Here is an 18246-nt window from a genome sequence, read left to right as displayed (position 1 = left end):
GCTCTCGTCGAGAAAATGCCGCCGAAAAGCTCGCCGACGCGGCTGCGAACACGCCGGCTGGCCGCCCGGTCAAACCCGATGATATCGTCAACGCGGTTTTGTTTTTGCTCTCGGATGCAGCCGAGATGATTCGCGGGCAGACGATCATTGTCGATGGTGGAAGATCTTTACTTTTGTAACGTCAGCGGATAGAACGATCACCCCCGGGGCATAGTAAAGCACGTGGAGGTGAGAACAATGGCCAAACAACCGAACAAAACAGCAGCTGGCACAAACATTCAAGAAGTAAGACAACAAAATGCCCAATCGGCTCAAGCCGCTCAAGCTGGCCAATTTGCGACGGAATTTGCGGCTGAGACGAATGTGCAACACGTAAAACAACAAAATGCGCAAGCGGAAGCCCGCAAAGCGCAAAATGTCAATCAATAACCAACGATCATCCATGGCTGACGCCTGGCGGTTGTGACGACGGCGTATGTTGCTACAAGAGCGCAGGCGATAGGCCGAAGATGGAAGGAAAAAGCAGGGGCGGCGCGCCTCTGCTTTTTTTGTCGACAAAAGCTGTCATCTCTTTACAAGATTAGTGAAAGGGATTTGTGGGTGCGGGCGCGAAATGATGAAAGGAAATCACACGGCAAAGGGGAAGGGAGAACGGAATGGCGATGGAGCACGCATGGACGAATGTAGGCGACGAGGCGCTGTTTTTGCAACAGGAGATGGAGCGTTGCGAGGAGATCACCCGCCAGTTGGATGAACTTGAACGTGAAGCGCCGACCGCCGCCTTGCGCGAGGAAGTGCGGCAAATGAAACGGGAGGTGGAAGCCATCCGCCGCGCATTTTTAGGGCAGATGGCACCCGGTGTCTGACGGACAGGCTGCGTCCTTGAGCCAACGCGCCAGTTGCCTTTTCCTCAGTAAGGCGGCCTGCTTTTCTTTCCTTTTGCAAAAGGAACAGGGTATAATATAACGAAGAAGCTCCCATCGGAAAGTAGGGAAGAATGATGCCAGTTTACCCTCGGGAAGGGAAAATCATTCAAATCCATAGCTACAAACATAATGGGACGATTCACCGGATTTGGCAGGAAACGGTCGTATTAAAAGGGACGCCATCGTATGTGATCGGCGGCAATAACAAAACACTCGTCATGGAAGCGGACGGCCGGACGTGGGTGACGCGCGAACCGGCGATTTGTTTTTTTCATGCTAAGCATTGGTTTAACATTATCGCCATGATTCGTGAGGACGGGGTGTACTACTATTGCAATTTAAGCTCGCCGTTCGTTTGGGATGAAGAAGCGCTGAAGTACATCGATTATGATTTGGATATTAAAGTGTTTCCCGATATGACGTACATGCTGCTGGATGAAGATGAGTATGAGCGGCATCGCCGCGAAATGCACTATCCCGATGTGATCGACCGCATTTTAAAAAACAACGTTCAAAAACTGATCGGCTGGATTAAGGAGCGGAAAGGGCCGTTTGCGCCCGAGTTCATCGACAAATGGTACGGAGTGTTTCAGGCGTACCAAACGTAAATAGCGGCATGAAAAAAGCCTGTTCGGCATCGCTGGCAGGTTTTTTCTGCTTTTTTGTCGAAAGCGGCACGCATGAAGAGCTGATGGTGAGGCGGGGGATTGTCCTACGGCAGGCTGTCAGTCAAGCCATCCTCGTGCGTCCCACGGTTGGGCTGCCTTGCTAACGCTTATGCTTAAAAGCAGGGGTCTCGATTAGAGATGAGAAATAGCGACATGAAAAATCCTGTTCGCAAGTCGGCAGTTTTTCTGCTTTTTCCCGCATGCATGAGGAATGGCGACGGTCAAGCAGGAGTGATCAGTTGATTTGGAGGCAAAAATGGAATGAGACGTTAGAAATTATGATAAAAAATCTCCATGCGCTATTTTTGCAATCTGTCCGGCGTGAAAATGGTCGTTCGAGGTGCGTGCATCTTTACAACAAATAAGGTCAACGAGGGATTGTTTCATCCCCTCGTTATTTTATTACTTTTCCTTTTTCGATAATTTTAATTTTTTATAATATTATATTGTGTTAGAAAACAATACATGGCATAATTTTATTCAGAGAGCAAAAGTTTCATCAAAATCGAATGAGAGAAGGGGAGCGTGATGGGGGAAAAGATTTTATTGGAAGTTCGTGGGCTTCGGACGTCTTTCTTTACGGATGATGGGGAGATCCCGGCGGTCGATGGTGTAGATTTTTCCATTCGTGAAGGCGAAGTGCTTGGCATTGTCGGGGAGTCCGGGTGTGGGAAAAGTGTGACGTCATTGTCTATTATGGGGTTGTTGCCAAAAGGAATCGGCAAGGTGGTTGGCGGTGAGATTTGGTTTAAAGGCGAGAACTTGATCGAAGCCTCGGAGCGGCGGATGAAGCAAATTCGCGGCAACGAGATCGCGATGATTTTTCAAGAGCCGATGACTTCCTTAAATCCATTGTTTACCATTGGAAACCAATTAGTCGAGGCTATTCGTTTACATACAAAAATAGGGAAAAAAGAAGCGCGAGCGCGGGCGGTGGAGATGCTCAAGCTTGTCGGGCTGCCGCGCGCTGAGCAAATGTTGGACGAATATCCGCATCAGTTGTCTGGCGGCATGCGCCAGCGCGTGATGATTGCGATGGCGATGGTGTGCCGTCCGGCGCTCTTGATCGCGGACGAGCCGACGACGGCGCTTGATGTGACCATTCAGGCGCAAATTTTAGCGCTGATGAAAGAATTGAACCAGACGTTCGGCACGGCAGTGATGATGATCACCCATGATTTAGGAGTTGTCGCTGAACTATGCGATCGCGTCATTGTCATGTACGCTGGCCAAATCGTGGAAGAAGGAAGCGTTCGGGACATTTTCCGCAATCCGAAGCATCCGTACACCGCCGGCCTGATTCGCTCGATCCCGGATATCCGCGGCAAAAAGGAGCGGCTGTATTCCATTCCCGGCCAAGTGCCAAAACCCGGAACGGTCCGCTGCGGCTGTCGGTTTGCCGCTCGGTGCGAATGGGTCGTTGACCGCTGCCGCCACGAAGATCCGCTATTGTACGAAACGAGTGAACAAGGCCATCGCGCCCGCTGTTTTTTGGCGTTAGAGAAGGAGGGGCTGGTTGATGAGCGAGCCGCTGCTCGAAGCGAAAGGGCTTAAAAAATACTTTCCCATTACCGGGGGCGTTTTTGGCAAACAAATTGGGACGGTCAAAGCGGTCGATGATGTGACATTCACCGTGTACCGCGGTGAGACGCTTGGCATTGTCGGCGAGTCGGGCTGCGGCAAGTCGACTACGGGCCGAATGCTGCTGCGGCTCATTGAGCCGACAGACGGTTCGATTCTATTTGAAGGGAAGAATGTAACCGCTTTATCAAAAGCGGAGCTGCGTCGGTTGCGGCGCGATATGCAGATGATTTTCCAAGACCCGTTCGCTTCGCTGAACCCGCGCCATACAGTCGAAAAAATTTTGGAAGAGCCGCTTATCGTTCACGGCATTGGATCAAAAGAGGAACGGAAGCGGCGAGTGCGGGAGATGCTCGAGGTGGTCGGGCTCGGTTCGTATCATGCCAAACGCTATCCCCACCAGTTCAGCGGCGGCCAGCGTCAGCGCATCGGCATCGCGCGGGCGCTGATGACTCATCCGAAGCTGATCATCGCCGATGAACCGGTTTCGGCGCTTGATGTATCGATTCAAGCGCAAGTTCTCAATTTGCTTGAAGATTTGCAAAAGCAGTTTGGGCTTACATATATTTTCATTGCCCATGATTTAGGGGTCGTTCGCCATATCAGCGACCGGGTTGGCGTCATGTATTTGGGTCGTATAGTTGAGCTGGCGGCCAGCGAGTCATTATACGAATCGCCGAAGCATCCGTATACGCAGGCGCTTTTGTCCGCTGTGCCGATTCCAGATCCTGATCATAAAACAGAACGACAGTTGCTCTCCGGCGATTTGCCAAGCCCGGCGAATCCGCCGCAAGGGTGTGCGTTCCATACGCGTTGCGCATCCTGTATGGATATTTGCCGCCAGCGGCGCCCGGAATTGCGAGAAGTGGCCAATGGACATTACGTTGCTTGCCATTTATACGAGCCAACAGGTGAGCAACGTGATGATAAACAAATGAAACACAAGGGGGAAACACGATGAGGAAAAAAACATGGTTTACGTGGCTTGCCATGATGCTGGCAGTCATGCTTGTTTTAGCTGGCTGCGGCAAGTCGAAGCAAACCGCAGGGGGTGGCAGTGACAAACCGTCGACCCAGGATACGCTGGTGTACGGGCGCGGCGGTGATTCGGTGTCGCTCGACCCGGCGACTGTGACGGATGGGGAGTCGCTGAAAGTAACGAAAAACATTTTTGATACGCTCCTTGATTACAACGACAACGATACGTCCGTCAAGCCGGCGTTGGCGACGGAATGGACGATTTCGAAGGATGGACTGACCTATACGTTTAAATTGCGCCAAGGTGTCAAGTTTCATGACGGGACAGAGTTTAACGCCGATGCAGTGGTCTTTAACTTCGAGCGTTGGGCGAACGGCAATGCAGACAAGTTTCCGTATTACGGATCGATGTTTGGCGGTTACAAGCAGGATGACAGCCATGTGATTAAAGAAGTAAAGGCGCTCGACAAGTACACGGTGCAATTTGTGCTGAAACGGCCGCAAGCTCCATTTTTGAAAAATCTCGCCATGACGCCGTTTGCCATCGCCAGCCCAGAAGCCGTGAAAAAATACGGCGACAAGTTTGGCGAACACCCAGTCGGGACCGGCCCGTTCGTCTTTAAAGAATGGAAGCGCAACGAACGGATCGTACTTGAAAAAAATAAAGACTATTGGGAAAAAGGCTATCCAAAGCTGAACCAGCTCATCTTCGTGTCCATTCCGGACAACTCGGCGCGTCTCAATGCGCTCTTAAAAGGCGAAATCGACATCATGGAAGACTTGAATCCGACGGACTTAAAACAAGTGGAAGGAAACAAAGAGTTTCAAATTTTCAAGCGCCCGTCGATGAACGTCGCCTATGTCGGACTGACGGCGACGAGAGGGCCGCTGAAAAACAAGTTGGTTCGCCAAGCGTTGAACTACGCGGTTGACAAGAAAGCGATCATCGATGCGTTTTACGCCGGCCAGGCGGAACCGGCGAAAAACCCGATGCCTCCCAGCATCCCGGGATACAACGATGCGATTCAAGACTATCCGTTTGATTTGAATAAAGCGAAAGAGCTGCTTGCGAAAGCGGGTTATCCGAATGGCTTTGAAATCGAACTGTGGGCGATGCCGGTACCGCGTCCGTATATGCCGGACGGGCAAAAAATCGCTGAGGCCATTCAAGCGAATTTTGCCAAAATCGGCGTGAAAGCGAAAATCGTGACGTATGAATGGGCGACCTATTTAGACAAGCTCGCCAAAGGGGAAGCGGACGCCTTCCTGCTCGGCTGGACGGGCGACAACGGCGACGCGGATAACTTCTTGTATGCGCTCCTTGACAAAGACAGCATTGGCAGCAACAACTACACCTATTTCTCGAATGATGAGCTGCATAAAATTTTGGTCGAAGCGCAAACGGTGAGCGATGAAAACAAACGGAACGAGCTGTATAAAAAAGCGCAAGAGATCATTAAAGAAGAAGCACCATGGATTCCGCTCGTCCATTCAACTCCGCTGTTGGCCGGCAAGGCGAATATCCAAGGCTTTAACCCGCACCCGACCGGTTCGGATAAGTTTACGAAAGTCGAGTTTAAATAATCGACTGAGAGAGGGGAAGGAGCGCATCTTCCCCTCTTTGTTTGCCGCATGTTAAGGGAGGGAGAGTCAGGTGCTGTCGTATGCTGTGAGAAGGGTGCTGATGGTGATCCCGGTGTTGTTTGGCATGTCGCTTGTCGTCTTTTTTATGATCCGAGCCATTCCAGGCAACCCGGCGCAAGTCATTTTAGGGCAAAAAGCGACGAAAGAGGCTGTAGCGGCTTTGACCCATAAGCTTGGGTTAGATGAGCCATGGTATGTGCAGTATGTCAAATACATCGGCGGCTTGCTGCACGGTGACTTAGGCGAGTCGATCCGCACCGGCGCCCCCATCGCCGAAGAAATTTGGCCGTATTTAGCGGCGACGATCGAACTGTCGCTGGCGGCGATGCTGATTGCGGTGATCATTGGCGTGAACGCCGGCATTATTAGCGCTTGGTTTCAAAATTCATGGTTTGATTATATTGCGATGGTGTTGGCATTGATTGGTGTTTCCATGCCGATCTTTTGGCTTGGCTTAATGGAGCAGTGGCTGTTTTCGATTGAACTTGATTGGCTGCCGACGTCCGGTCGCGAGGACGTACGCAACCCTGTTGAGCCGATCACTCATCTTTATCTGATCGATACACTTCTCTCTGGGAATACCGATCAATTTTGGCAAGTTATTCAACATCTTGTCTTGCCGAGTATGGCTCTAGCGACGATCCCGATGGCGATTATTGCTCGCATGACGCGTTCGAGCATGTTGGAAGTGATGAAATCCGACTACATTCGCACCGCTCGTGCGAAAGGATTAAGCATGTTTTGGGTCGTGTACAAACATTCGTTGAAAAACGCCATTATTCCCGTGTTGACGGTCATTGGGCTGCAAACCGGACTGCTGCTTGGCGGTGCGATTTTGACGGAAACGATTTTCAGCTGGCCCGGCATCGGACGCTATATTTATGATGCAATCGGGTATCGGGATTATCCGGTGATCCAATCAGGCATTTTGATCATTGCCACCATTTTTATTTTTATTAATTTGATCGTTGATTTACTTTATGCGATCATTGATCCGCGCATTAAGTACAATTAAGGAGGGAGGGCGCCTATGGCTGAACTAGCGCGCACGCCGGCAACACCGCCGGCGGCGATTAGGGAGACGGAATCGGTTTCTTTATGGAAAGAAGCATGGCGGCGGTTTCGAAAAAATAAAATCGCCTTGGTCGGTGCTGGGATCGTTTTGTTTTTTATCCTTGTCGCCATCTTGGCGCCGTGGCTGGCACCGTATGATTATAAAGACCAACAGTTGGCCGAGCGGTTGCAGCCGCCTTCTAGCGAGCATTGGTTCGGCACCGATGATTTTGGCCGCGACATTTTTTCCCGCGTGATATATGGAGCCCGCATTTCCCTGTGGGTCGGATTTTTTTCCGTGCTCGGCTCGGTCATGGTTGGTTCGTTGCTTGGCATTATCGCCGGCTACTATGGGCGCTGGATTGATGGGGTGATTTCGCGTTTGTTTGACATTATGCTGGCGTTTCCGAGCATTTTATTGGCGATCGGCATCGTCGCTGTGCTCGGGCCGTCTTTGCAAAACGCCCTCATCGCCATCGCTGTCATTAATGTACCGAACTTTGGGCGGCTCATCCGTTCTCGCGTGCTAAGCATTAAGCAAGAAGAATACATTATGGCAGCGAAAGCGATCGGCATGAGCGACTGGCGCATTTTAATCCATCATATTTTGCCCAACAGCCTCGCGCCGATCATCGTTCAAGGGACACTGGCGATCGCCACCGCCATTATCGAAGCGGCCGCACTTGGCTTTTTAGGCTTGGGGGCGCAGCCGCCCAATCCGGAGTGGGGGAAAATGCTATCGGACGCCAAAGATTTCTTGACTCAGGCGCCGTGGACGATGATTTTCCCTGGATTGGCGATCATGCTGACAGTGCTTGGCTTTAACTTAATGGGCGACGGGCTGCGCGATGCGCTTGACCCACGGATGAAAAATTGAAGCAGGCGGTCCGCTACGAGCGGCCGCCTGCTGACTTTTCCAGCTCTTTTTCCAGCGTGTCATCGTAATGGTAATGGTGGAAACTATCGATAAGCTTGTCTAAATGTTCGAGGCGATCCCCATAATCCATGATCGCTCCGATTAAAGAAAACAACCGATAATCGCCCGGCGGCTGGCCGTCCGCATAAAAGGCGGAAGTGAGCCGCTCGCGCTGATGATGAATTTCCTCGGCCCGTCTGCTGTGAGGGAGCGGCTTTGCCTTATGGATAAATTTCAGCAACAGTTGCTCATGGTAGTCAAGCAAGCAGCCAAGGTGCAGGCAGACGGCTTGACGAAGCTCGGCGGGCAAGCGGCTGAACTCGTTTTCGAGCCGGTGCAGCCATTTTAAGACAGATAAAACTCGATCGGCCGCTGCTATCATTTGCCGGTACAACACGAGTTTGCGAGATTTTTGGAAGCGTTGGCGTCGAAAATACGTGCGTTCTTCTTTGTACATAAAATATAGATGCTCGAGTTTGGTCATTTCTTCGTGTCGTGCTTCAATTTCTTCCTTCAAATGGTGATGGTCGGCTGCCTGCTGTTTATGCAGGCGGATCCATTTTAAAATGGCCTCTGTTTCTTCGCTGATTTTTTCATATACCTTTTTTTCGTATTTCGGCGGCAAGAAAATCAAGTTGACGACAAAGGCGGCGAAAATACCGAGCATCATCGTTAAAAAGCGAATGGCCGCAAATTGAATGAACTGGCGGTCTGTATATTCCATAATGGCAATGACTGTGACAAGCGCTACGGAAATCGTCGATGATTCAAGGCGCATTTTCAGGCAAAGGGCGATGACGATCATCAGCGTCAAACCGACGACCAACGGATCGCGCCCAAGAATGAAAACCGCCGCGATCGCGAACAAGGCGCCGATCACATTCGCTTGCACTTGCTCGATCAGCGATAAATAGGAGCGGTAAATGGTCGGCTGCATGGCGAACACAGCGGAAATGCCGGCGAATGACGGCGATGGAAACTGGAAGAGCGCTGCTAAGAACAAGGCGAGCGCCACTGCGATCCCCGTTTTGAAAATGCGGGCACCGAGTTTCATCTATGATCAAAACTCTCCTTTTTGTTTTGGTGAACCATTCAGTACTATACACAGTTTCATCCTATGTGCGCAAGGAAAAAATATAACGCCCCGCCGATGAAGGCGGGGCGTTGAGAAATTTCTGGTGTTCAAAGCTGCCGGAACGCCTTGCCGACCGCGTCGATCGTGTAGGCGATGTCGTCTTCCGTATGGGCGAGGGTGATAAACCATGCTTCGTATTTCGACGGCGCGAGATTGATCCCTTGTTTGAGCATGAGCTTGAAAAATTTCGCAAACAACTCGCCGTCGCTGCGCTGGGCTTGCTTGTAGTTTTCCACTTTTTCGTCAGTGAAGAAGACGGTGAGCGCGCCTTTTAAGCGGTTGACGGTCACCGGCAGGCCGCATTGGCGAGCATGGGCCAGGATGCCTTCTTCCAGCATTGCTCCCAATCGGTCGAGATGCTCATAGACACCCTCTTGTTTCAACACTTCAAGGCAGGCGATGCCAGCGAGCATCGACGCCGGGTTGCCGGCCATCGTCCCGGCCTGGTACGCTGGTCCGAGCGGAGCGACTTGTTCCATAATGTCTTGGCGTCCACCGTACGCCCCGATCGGCAAGCCCCCGCCGATGATTTTCCCCATCGCCGTCAAGTCGGGCTCCACACCGAGCAAGTTTTGCGCTCCGCCGTACATAAAGCGGAAGGCGGTGATCACTTCGTCGTAAATGACGAGCGCCCCTTCCTTGTGGGCAATCTCATTGATCGCTTCTAAAAAGCCCGGTTTTGGCAGGACGATGCCGAAGTTGCCGACGATCGGCTCGACGAGGACCGCTGCGACTTGCTCGCCCCAAACGTTCATCGCTTCCCGGAACGATTCGACATCGTTGTATGGCACGGTAATGACTTCTTGGGCGATGCTCGGCGGCACGCCGGCTGAGTCCGGCGTCCCCAACGTCGATGGCCCCGAGCCGGCGGCGACGAGCACAAGGTCCGAATGGCCATGGTAGCAGCCTTCGAATTTGACGATTTTGCTTCGTCCGGTGTAGGCGCGGGCGACGCGGATCGTGGTCATCACCGCCTCTGTTCCCGAGTTGACAAACCGCACTTTCTCGAGCGACGGGATCGCCTCTTTTAACATTTTGGCAAACGTGATCTCATGCGGCGTTGGCGTGCCGTACAACACACCGGTCTCGGCGGCGCGGCGGATGGCTTCCGCGATGTGTGGATGGGCGTGCCCGGCGATGATCGGTCCGTAGGCGGCCAAGTAGTCGATGTACTTGTTTCCATCCACATCCCAAAAGTAGGCTCCTTGCGCCCGCTCCATCACGACTGGCGCACCGCCGCCGACCGCTTTGTATGAGCGGGACGGGCTGTTCACTCCACCAACAATGTGCTGGAGCGCTTCTTTATATAATTGTTCTGATTTGGTCCACTGCATTGTTTGATCCTCCTGTTTCCGCTGACTGCCTCTTTATATAGTAAACCGAGAAGACTCAAACTTCAATGCTATAGGTGTAAAGCGGGAGACGGATCGGTTTCTCCCATCATTGACGTGCCGATTCGAAAAAATCCGACAGGAAATCGTTTGTTTCCGTATGGGCGGAACTGACATCCAACTGTTGCCGACGGTCGATCGGCGAGTGGGCATTGATTTAGGACAAAAGCATTTTGCCGTTCTTTCCAAATCGGAGGCGGCGCCTAACGCAATGGCGTCAACAGACTGGAAAACAAAAAAGATGAAAATGGCGGCGATTCATGTATAATGCAACATAGGAGAAGGGCGCAAGCCGCCTTTTTCCTTTGACGCCAAGGAGAGGTCAGGAGGAGAACGATGAACGCGATTGAAGTAGAACATTTGCGCAAAGAATTTAAAGTGCACAAAAGCCGCTCCGGCCTTGTCGGAGCGTTTCGCGATTTATGGACGCGCCGTTATACGCTCGTTCGAGCGGTTGATGACATTTCGTTTGCTGTTAAGCAAGGGGAAATCGTCGGCTATATCGGCGAAAACGGCGCCGGCAAATCCACGACGATCAAAATGTTGACCGGCATTTTAACGCCAACGTCTGGGCGCATTGTCGTCAACGGGATGAATCCCCATAAAGAGCGCGAAAAATTCGTGCGCACGATCGGCGTCGTGTTCGGCCAGCGTTCGCAATTATGGTGGGACATCGCTGTTCAAGAGTCGTTCCGGCTGTTGAAAAAAGTGTACCGCGTCTCGGACGAGCAATATCGCCGCCATATGGCCGAGGTGATTGACATGCTTGAGATCGGCCCGCTGCTTGATAAGCCGGTGCGCAAGCTGTCGCTTGGCCAGCGGATGCGCTGTGAGCTTGCCGCCGCGCTCATTCACAACCCGCCGCTGTTGTTTTTGGATGAACCGACGATCGGCCTTGATGTGCTTGTCAAACTCAACATCCGCCAGTTTTTAAAGCAATTGAATGAACGGTATGGCACGACGATCCTGCTGACGACGCACGATATGTCAGACATTGAAGCGCTTTGCGAGCGGGTCATTATGCTCGATGAAGGGAAAATCATTTACGACGGGTCGCTTGAGCGCCTGAAAGAAAGATGGGGCCAAGGAAAACGGGTCGCCTTTACGTTTGCCGAAGCGGTGACGGCCGCTTTTTTGCAGCAGTTGACTGAAGGGTTGGATGTTGTTTGGAAAAAAGGTGAACAGCCAAACGTTTGGGTCTCGCACGTTCCATCAGGAGGCGTGCCGGAAGTTGTCAGTCGCGTCGCTGCCCGTTGTGCGTTAAATGACATCCATATTCACGAAGTGCCGACGGAGGAGATCATCCGCAATATTTATGAGGAAGGTGCGGTTCATGGGTAAGTATGTCGAAATGGTCCGCATCCGCTTTTTAATGATGCTCGCCTACCGGACAAACTATTACACTGGCATTTTGATTTACGCCATTAACATCGCAGCGTATTACTTCCTTTGGTCGGCTATTTATGGCGGCAAATCATCGATGCAAGGGATGTCGCTTGGGCAAATGACGACGTATGTCGCCATTTCCTGGCTGGCGCGGGCGTTTTATTTTAACAACCTTGACCGTGAAATCGCCATGGAAATCCGCGATGGAAAAGTAGCGATTGAACTGATCCGCCCGTACAGCTATTTAGGGATGAAAGCTGTGCAAGGGCTTGGCGAAGGGCTGTTTCGCCTTTTCTTTTTATCGCTGCCTGGGCTTTTGGTCGTATCGCTTTTTTTGCCGCTTCAGTTTCCGGGACACGCCAAAACGTGGCTGTCTTTCGGCTTGTCGCTTCTATTCAGCTTTATCATTTTTTCGGAGCTGAACTTGCTTGCGGGGGTTGTGACGTTCTTTACGTTCCGAAATGAAGGGTTGCTTAGGGCGAAGCGGTTTATCATCGACTTGTTTTCTGGGCTCATTTTGCCGCTTTCCTTTTATCCTGATTGGGCGCAACGGGCGATGATGTATTTCCCGTTTCAAGCCATCAGCTACATCCCAAGCATGATCATGACAGAAAGTTTTAAAGGTGCTGCTGTCCGTGATGGCCTGCTTCTGCAGGCAACGTGGTGCATCGTATTGCTTTTTCCGATTGGATGGTTATGGAGAGCGGCGAAAAAGCGTCTTGTTGTGCAAGGGGGGTAAACGTTGTTTTACGTATCGGTTTTTTTTCAATACATGGCGCAATATATGAAGACAAAGCTGCAATATCGAGCCGATTTGTTCGTGGAGTGGCTGTCTGACTTTATGGCTCAGGCGGTCAACTTGGTATTTTTGCTGGTTGTGTTCGGCCATACGACGCTGCTTCACGGCTGGTCGCGCGATGAGATTTTGTTTATTTACGGTTTTTTTCTTGTTCCATATGCCGTATTTGGCGCCTTTTTTAACCTTTGGGATTTTAATGAACGATATATTGTGCAGGGGGAAATGGATCGCGTGTTGACGCGCCCGCTAAACAGCCTGTTTCAAATTGTTTTGGAGCGGATGGAGCTCGAATCGTTGCTTGGCGCTGTGCCCGGGCTGATCATTATGCTGTATGCCGGCAGCCGCTTGTCTCTTTCATTTCATTGGTATGATGTCTTCGTGTTTATTTTGTTTGTCATTGGCGGTGCATTGATTTATGCCGGCATTTTCATTTCACTGGCGACGATCAGTTTTTTTGCCGACGCCCGCACATCCATCATGCCGATGATGTACAACATCAGCAGCTATGGCCGCTACCCGATCGATATTTATCATCGCGTCATCCGCTATATTTTAACGTGGGTGCTGCCGTTTGCCTTTGTCGGCGTTTATCCAGCTGCTTATTTTCTTGATAAAAAGGAATGGTACAGTTATGCCTTTTTCACCCCAGTGGTCGGCATGGTTTGCTTCACCGTTTCGGTCATGCTTTGGAACGCCGGGGTGAGACGATATCGCGGGACGGGGAGCTAGGCGCCCCGCCCGTTTTTGTTCATTTGCCATCAAAATGACAAACAATGGTCAAGCAATCGACACAACCTTGTCTGTATCGTTAGCATGTTGTGGCGTAAAATAAAATGTGAATATATTCACAAAAAGGAAGAAGAGGTGAATAGTGATGAAAAACGGGAGAGGAAATCGGGTAGCGGTCGTCGGCACCGGGTTTGTCGGCGCCAGTTATGCGTTTGCCTTAATGAATCAAGGGATTGCCGATGAGATCGTGCTCATCGATGCAAATGAAAACAAGGCTGAGGGCGATGCGATGGACTTCAACCATGGGAAAGTATTTGCGCCGAAGCCGGCTGACATTTGGCACGGCGATTACGATGATTGCCGCGATGCCGATTTGGTTGTCATTTGCGCCGGCGCCAACCAAAAACCGGGCGAGACGCGGCTTGATCTTGTGGACAAAAACATTGCCATTTTCCGCTCGATCGTTGAGTCGGTCATGGCATCCGGATTTCAAGGACTGTTTCTCGTCGCCACCAATCCGGTCGACATTTTAACGTACGCGACGTGGAAATTCAGCGGCCTGCCGCAAGAGCGAGTAATCGGATCGGGCACGATTTTGGACACGGCGCGGTTCCGCTTCTTGTTGGGCGACTATTTCGCCGTCGCCCCGACGAACGTGCACGCCTATATTATCGGCGAACATGGCGACACTGAACTCCCGGTCTGGAGCCAGGCTGATATCGGCGGCGTGCCGATCCGCAAGCTGGTCGAGTCCAAAGGGGAAGAAGCGCAAAAAGAGCTCGAGCGCATTTTTGTCAATGTGCGCGATGCCGCCTACCAAATTATTGAGAAAAAAGGAGCGACGTACTACGGGATTGCTATGGGGCTTGCCCGCGTGACGCGCGCCATTTTGCATCATGAAAATGCCATTTTGACCGTTTCCGCTTACTTGGACGGCCCATACGGCGAACGCGATGTCTACATCGGTGTGCCTGCTGTGATCAACCGAAATGGCATCCGCGAAGTGATTGAAATTGAACTTGACGAGGAGGAGAAAAAATGGTTCCACCGTAGTGCTGCGACGTTAAAAGGTGTATTGGCGCGCTATTTTGCTCAGTAAAGCGCAACGATTGGCTTCATCTGACGGGACGCTGGCTTGTCAAATGGGTCGGGTGATCCGGTGGAATACAGGAGTGCTGCCGATTCAAGCAGGGTGCGGAGGGTCATGCGGTATAATCGCCCGGTTGTCCGCGTATATATGAACGACGGACAAAAATGGGGGGAACGTGATGGATTACGCCTTCCTTGGCATTGTTGCCGCCGTACTGCTCGGCAGCATCACCTCGCTTTGGACAGTGCGCGTGCAAGCGACGCATCGCCTGTCACTCGATAGCTTATGGGTTCTCGTCCAATGGTATTTAACGATGTTGCTCGGTTTTGCCATGATTTATATGATTTTGCAAGTAAACGGCCATGCTGTGTTTACCCCATCCCCAAATAGCGCATCGAAAGATCGTTTGTCGCTGCTTGAAGACAGCTTGTATTTAAGCGGTATGACGCTTTTGTCGGTCGGATACGGTGATGTCACTCCGATCGGCGTCGGGCGGTGGATCGCCATTGCCGAAGCGCTGCTCGGCTACATTATGCCCGCTGTCATCGTGACGCGCACCGTGTTTGACTGGGATCATCGCTGATATGAGTTGCAATTTCCCTTCGTCTTCGCTACGCTAAAAGAAAACGAAGAAGACGGGGGGAACGACATGACGATTGCCATTGGCCAGCCAGCTCCAGATTTCACCTTGCCGGCAAGCAATGGGAAAATGGTTTCGCTGTCTGATTTTCGCGGCCGGTATGTGGTGCTTTACTTTTATCCAAAAGACATGACCCCGGGGTGCACAGCCGAAGCGTGCGACTTTCGCGATCGCCATGCGCAGTTCGCTGAGTTGAACGCCGTCATTTTAGGAGTGAGCACCGACCCGATGAATCGGCATGAGGCGTTTATCGAAAAATATGAGTTGCCATTTTTGCTTCTTTCTGATGAGCGGCATGAAGTGGCCGAGCTGTATGGGGTATGGAAGAAAAAGAAAAATTTCGGCAAGGAATATATGGGCATTGATCGCTCGACATTCATTATCGCCCCCGACGGAACGTTGGTCCAAGAATGGCGCGGGGTGAAAGTGAAGGGGCATGTCGATGAGGCGCTTGCGGAAGTCGCCCGACTAGCGTCATCTAGGTAAGCGTCCAGACAATGTACATCGTTTGGCGTATGATACATAGTAACCTCCTCAAATGAATGACATAAGAGGCGGAAACAATTTCCGCCTCCTTTTTTTGTTAAAATGGCGTCTGAGCCCATATATTAATGGCATCTATATTGACAAATGGCATGTATTCTTTGTAGACTAATTATAAATATTATAAAGTGATAATTTTTTTCACCTTTGCACAGAGAGTGAGGTGCATGACGGTGTCTGACAACGAGCAACTGAAGGAAGCGCTTGACATGCTGAAAAAGACTGGCATACGCATCACGCCGCAGCGTCATGCGATATTGGAGTATTTGATCAGCTCGATGTCCCATCCGACGGCTGATGAAATATACAAAGCGCTGGAAGGGAAATTCCCAAACATGAGTGTAGCTACCGTCTACAATAACTTGCGCGTCTTTAAGGAAATCGGGCTTGTCAAAGAGCTGACGTACGGCGATTCGTCAAGCCGGTTTGACTTCGTCACTTCCAATCATTATCACGTCATCTGTGAAGAGTGCGGCAAAATTGTCGATTTCCACTATCCAGCGCTTGATGAAGTCGAGCAGCTTGCCGCTCACGTCACCGGCTTTAAGGTCGACCATCATCGCATGGAAGTGTACGGAGTCTGCCCTGACTGTCAAAAAAGCGGGGCGCCGGCGCATTCGCATTAAAAAAGCTGATAGCACAAGGCGGCTATCAGCTTTTTCTTTTTTTGTTGTACTTTTCGTCAAACTCTTTTCCTTCCAGTTCGCGGTCTAACGTCAACGGTTCACGGCAAAACATGCATAAATCGACGCGTCCGAGCATTTTTGTCACTTTGCCGCACGACGGGCAAACAACTTGGACGGCTCTCGTCGAGAGTGTGCCGATCCAAAAATATACAATGCCACTGGCGACAAGAAACAACATCCCAAACAACATAAACAACGTCATGATGACCGGGGACGTACGAAAAAACAGCCCAAGATACATGACAATGACACCGATAAAAATCAAGCTTAAGGCGAAAGTGCGAATTTTGTTGATTTTGCTCGAATATTTGATGCTCATCACAGTCCCTCCTACATAGACCACTATACCATAAAACGGGGTCCCATCGCGAAGAAGAAATCAACAAAATCGACGTTTTAAAGAAAGGAATTCCTCTTTTTTTGTCGAATAACGAATGACGGCAACAAACGACAGCTTCATGGATGCAAGCATTCTGGTCTTTCTGAAATGAAACAGGCGTTGACAGCATTGTTTGAACATCTGCACAAACGCAATGTGATGATTGATGATGGTGGAAGGGAGGAAAAAACGTTGCAGAAAAAACAGCCGGCTCAAAATAGGAACGTATGGTTGTCTGTCAATCGATATGTTGGGATATCTGAGGGATTTGTCCGCCCGGATATCGCGGCCGGCTTTCTGCAACGGACGCGAGGTATGAAAGAATTGCTGCATCCCATCTGTCACGAATGGGCAAACCGCTGCAACACGCACGGAATTTTAATGATTGAAAAAACGGCTTGCCATGCAGCAACAACGGATACGTTTGATGTCGTGCTGCTCGTCATTGTCGACCCGCAAAGCGAGCCTATGCTTCTCAGACAGTATTCACTAAACGAGAAAAAGGCGGTGCTTTATGCAGTCAGTGAACGGCAGTTAAATGAATGGCTTGTTCTCGGGTCACATCGAAAGGCGGTCGACTGGGTGTTCAACGGAACGGTCGTGTTTGACCGAAACGGCTATGTTCAGCAGTTGCGCCAGCGCCTTGAGCAATTCCCGCCTAAAGAACGGCGATTGAAAATGGGACTCGAGTTTGCCAAACTGATCCGCCATTATACAGATGGCAAGGCGCTGTTTGCCGCCAAGCATTGGCTCGACTCATACAACCATATGGTGCAAGCCCTCCATCATTTGGCGCGATTGACCGTGATCGAGCACGGACTTTACCCGGAAGTGACCGTATGGAATCAAGTCAAGCGAATGGATGGAAGGATTTATAAACTGTATGAAGAACTCGTTGGAAGTGAAGAACCGCTTCCGAAACGGCTGGAACTTTTGTTGCTGGCCAGTGAATTTTTGATTCATTCTTACGTAGAATCAGGTTCCTCTCATTTATGCGAAGCGCTGAAAGAAAAAAATGGTGCTTGGAGCATTGAGGAAATGACCGGTCATCCGCAGTTTGCGCCTTACTCGGTTGATCTTGTTATCATGCTTGAGTATCTTGTCGAAAGGAAAGTGCTAACCGTCGTGGAAATGCCGACAAAAGGAAATACAATGCTCGAACGGTATTACACGTTGTAAAAAAAGAATTTTGACGGTCCCCTTCTGCTGATCCCCAAAAATGGAAGGGAGCCGGTGAGAGGATGGATGCTATTAGGAATTTCATTGTGTTTATACAAATGTTAGTTGCCAAGATCATTGAAGGAAGGAGGCAACCCGGCCGAAAAAAGCTCTTGACTTCCTTGTCGAACGATGATATATTTTAAATCGCTGTCGCGCCGGGAAAATGTTGCGGAGCGGTATGAATAAAAGGCTGTTGACAACGAACAATAAAAATGCTATGATGTAAGGGCCGCTTTAGGAAGCGGAAAACACATTTGCGTTTGAGGGAGTCCAGAGGAGTTGGATTCCTCGGCGCAAGACTGCAACGAAGCAAGTTCAAGAAGAGGTCTCGTTCCTTGGAAACTGAACGAAACGAAGCGCAATAGAAAAGCGGAGGCCGCATTGGCCAAAGCAAAAGCCAATCAACTTTCTTTTGGAGAGTTTGATCCTGGCTCAGGACGAACGCTGGCGGCGTGCCTAATACATGCAAGTCGAGCGGACC

General features: G+C 50.7%; 21 protein-coding genes and 1 rRNA gene. 19 read left to right on the top strand and 3 right to left on the bottom strand.

What is annotated here, in order from left to right:
* The 9 genes from T260_RS0120495 to nikC form a co-directional block, all read left to right on the top strand.
* The coding region (locus T260_RS0120495) for an SDR family oxidoreductase (protein ID WP_031212883.1) at positions 1-179 on the top strand (179 nt) is incomplete at its 5' end.
* Between the two features lie 58 nt (positions 180-237).
* Complete coding sequence (locus T260_RS127290) at positions 238-429, top strand: gamma-type small acid-soluble spore protein (protein ID WP_011229970.1); 192 nt, start codon at positions 238-240, stop codon at positions 427-429.
* Positions 430-656: 227 nt separating this feature from the next.
* Positions 657-866, top strand: coding sequence for a YgaB family protein (locus tag T260_RS127295; RefSeq protein WP_011229971.1), 210 nt, complete (start codon positions 657-659; stop codon positions 864-866).
* Positions 867-1000: 134 nt separating this feature from the next.
* Positions 1001-1534 (top strand): nucleoside tri-diphosphate phosphatase, encoded by a 534-nt coding sequence (ntdP, locus tag T260_RS127300; protein WP_011229972.1) that lies wholly within the window; start codon positions 1001-1003, stop codon positions 1532-1534.
* A gap of 588 nt (positions 1535-2122) precedes the next feature.
* A complete protein-coding gene (locus T260_RS127305; RefSeq protein WP_013146309.1) occupies positions 2123-3148 on the top strand; it encodes an ABC transporter ATP-binding protein in 1026 nt (341 codons plus the stop codon).
* A complete protein-coding gene (locus T260_RS127310; RefSeq protein ID WP_020279375.1) occupies positions 3114-4136 on the top strand; it encodes an ABC transporter ATP-binding protein in 1023 nt (340 codons plus the stop codon). The genes T260_RS127305 and T260_RS127310 overlap by 35 nt, the downstream gene beginning before the upstream one ends.
* Complete coding sequence (locus tag T260_RS127315; RefSeq protein WP_013146308.1) at positions 4133-5737, top strand: ABC transporter substrate-binding protein; 1605 nt, start codon at positions 4133-4135, stop codon at positions 5735-5737. The genes T260_RS127310 and T260_RS127315 overlap by 4 nt, the downstream gene beginning before the upstream one ends.
* Before the next feature lie 70 nt (positions 5738-5807).
* Complete coding sequence (locus T260_RS127320) at positions 5808-6812, top strand: ABC transporter permease (RefSeq protein WP_014194923.1); 1005 nt, start codon at positions 5808-5810, stop codon at positions 6810-6812.
* A gap of 15 nt (positions 6813-6827) precedes the next feature.
* Entirely contained in the window at positions 6828-7727 is a 900-nt protein-coding gene (gene nikC, locus T260_RS127325) for a nickel transporter permease (protein WP_011229973.1), read from the top strand.
* Positions 7728-7740: 13 nt separating this feature from the next.
* On the opposite strand, the gene T260_RS127330 is transcribed toward nikC, so the two are convergent.
* Together T260_RS127330 and T260_RS127335 are read right to left on the bottom strand one after the other, a co-directional pair.
* On the bottom strand, positions 7741-8820 hold the full coding sequence (locus T260_RS127330; protein WP_023634145.1) for an FUSC family protein: 1080 nt from the start codon (positions 8818-8820) through the stop codon (positions 7741-7743).
* A 128-nt stretch (positions 8821-8948) separates the two neighbouring features.
* Positions 8949-10235 carry a glutamate-1-semialdehyde 2,1-aminomutase gene (locus T260_RS127335; protein ID WP_023634144.1) on the bottom strand — a complete coding sequence of 429 codons (1287 nt, stop codon included), beginning with the start codon at positions 10233-10235 and terminating at the stop codon, positions 8949-8951.
* 157 nt (positions 10236-10392) lie between these two features.
* Between T260_RS127335 and T260_RS1000000139835 the strand changes: the two genes are divergently transcribed.
* The 8 genes from T260_RS1000000139835 (at position 10393) to perR (ending at position 16105) form a co-directional block, all read left to right on the top strand.
* Positions 10393-10560 carry a hypothetical protein gene (locus tag T260_RS1000000139835; protein WP_014194925.1) on the top strand — a complete coding sequence of 56 codons (168 nt, stop codon included), beginning with the start codon at positions 10393-10395 and terminating at the stop codon, positions 10558-10560.
* A 68-nt stretch (positions 10561-10628) separates the two neighbouring features.
* The gene (locus T260_RS127340) at positions 10629-11633 is read left to right on the top strand and encodes an ABC transporter ATP-binding protein (protein ID WP_011229976.1); all 1005 of its coding nucleotides are present in this window, start codon (positions 10629-10631) and stop codon (positions 11631-11633) included.
* Entirely contained in the window at positions 11626-12417 is a 792-nt protein-coding gene (locus T260_RS127345; RefSeq protein ID WP_011229977.1) for an ABC transporter permease, read from the top strand. The genes T260_RS127340 and T260_RS127345 overlap by 8 nt, the downstream gene beginning before the upstream one ends.
* A 3-nt stretch (positions 12418-12420) precedes the next feature.
* On the top strand, positions 12421-13206 hold the full coding sequence (locus T260_RS127350; RefSeq protein ID WP_011229978.1) for an ABC transporter permease: 786 nt from the start codon (positions 12421-12423) through the stop codon (positions 13204-13206).
* 145 nt (positions 13207-13351) lie between these two features.
* The gene (locus T260_RS127355) at positions 13352-14305 is read left to right on the top strand and encodes an L-lactate dehydrogenase (protein ID WP_011229979.1); all 954 of its coding nucleotides are present in this window, start codon (positions 13352-13354) and stop codon (positions 14303-14305) included.
* Between the two features lie 169 nt (positions 14306-14474).
* A complete protein-coding gene (locus T260_RS127360) occupies positions 14475-14879 on the top strand; it encodes a potassium channel family protein (RefSeq protein ID WP_011229980.1) in 405 nt (134 codons plus the stop codon).
* Positions 14880-14945: 66 nt separating this feature from the next.
* The gene (bcp, locus tag T260_RS127365) at positions 14946-15422 is read left to right on the top strand and encodes a thioredoxin-dependent thiol peroxidase (protein WP_011229981.1); all 477 of its coding nucleotides are present in this window, start codon (positions 14946-14948) and stop codon (positions 15420-15422) included.
* Between the two features lie 224 nt (positions 15423-15646).
* The gene (perR, locus tag T260_RS127370; protein ID WP_020279379.1) at positions 15647-16105 is read left to right on the top strand and encodes a peroxide-responsive transcriptional repressor PerR; all 459 of its coding nucleotides are present in this window, start codon (positions 15647-15649) and stop codon (positions 16103-16105) included.
* Between the two features lie 25 nt (positions 16106-16130).
* On the opposite strand, the gene T260_RS127375 is transcribed toward perR, so the two are convergent.
* Positions 16131-16484: a YgzB family protein gene (locus T260_RS127375; RefSeq protein WP_011229983.1), complete on the bottom strand. Its 354-nt coding sequence runs from the start codon at positions 16482-16484 to the stop codon at positions 16131-16133.
* A gap of 375 nt (positions 16485-16859) precedes the next feature.
* On the opposite strand from T260_RS127375, the gene T260_RS127380 reads away from it, so the two are divergent.
* Entirely contained in the window at positions 16860-17723 is an 864-nt protein-coding gene (locus T260_RS127380) for a nucleotidyltransferase-like protein (RefSeq protein WP_025039077.1), read from the top strand.
* Between the two features lie 451 nt (positions 17724-18174).
* Positions 18175-18246 (top strand): 16S ribosomal RNA (locus T260_RS127385); the annotation flags it as partial.

The sequence above is a fragment of the Geobacillus thermopakistaniensis genome, assembly GCF_000498995.1.
GTDB classification, from domain to species: domain Bacteria; phylum Bacillota; class Bacilli; order Bacillales; family Anoxybacillaceae; genus Geobacillus; species Geobacillus thermoleovorans.
This window is presented reverse-complemented; position numbering and strand designations above follow the sequence as displayed.